This is a genomic window from Vibrio sp. Y176 (assembly GCF_033438945.1).
Window position 1 is genome coordinate 1 of the sequence record NZ_JAWOQS010000901.1, and the last position, 573, is coordinate 573.

The 573-nt window shown below is 48.7% G+C and carries 2 protein-coding genes; both read right to left on the reverse strand.

What is annotated here, in order from left to right; genetic code table 11:
- Positions 1-425: cystathionine beta-synthase (locus R7O13_RS29310; RefSeq protein WP_318305517.1), on the reverse strand; the 425-nt coding region annotated here is incomplete at its 3' end.
- Positions 426-471: 46 nt separating this feature from the next.
- Positions 472-573: transposase (locus R7O13_RS29315; protein ID WP_140298849.1), on the reverse strand; the 102-nt coding region annotated here is incomplete at its 5' end.

Here is a 573-nt window from a genome sequence, read left to right on the forward strand (position 1 = left end):
TAATCAGCATGTTGGCTTGCGAGGCGAGGGAATTTGTCGACGCCCATTCCGCTGGCTCCATGACAAGTCGCGCAAGCTGGAATGTTTCTATTCCAATCACCTTGGAAGATCAATTTACGATACGGGTTACGAATGTCGGCTTGGTCGCCGCGTTGCTCTGGGTTAGTGAACTCGTAGCTTGGAAGATTAGCAAAGTAATCCATGACTTCTTTACGAACGGCAGGATCGCTAAGCTCTTTCGCCATGCCTTGCATGACTACGTTTTGTCGTTCGCCACTAAGGAAGAGTTCTATTTGGGTGTTGAGATAATTCGCGTTCAGACCAGCAATCATAGGCGCAATGTTTGGTTGACCCATGCCATCTTGGCCGTGACAACCGCTGCACACGCTGGCTTTTTCAGGAATAGACGAGGCGCTTGCGCCCATTGTGGTTGCCAGCAAACAGGCCGTCACCACAGGTAGTATTTTTGGTTCATCGCGGCTTTCCGGGGAAAGCCGCTTTTATCTTCAAGAAGAAGTAATCGGTATCTCGATAGCCATATCCCATCCGCTTGATTAACTTTATCTTGTTATT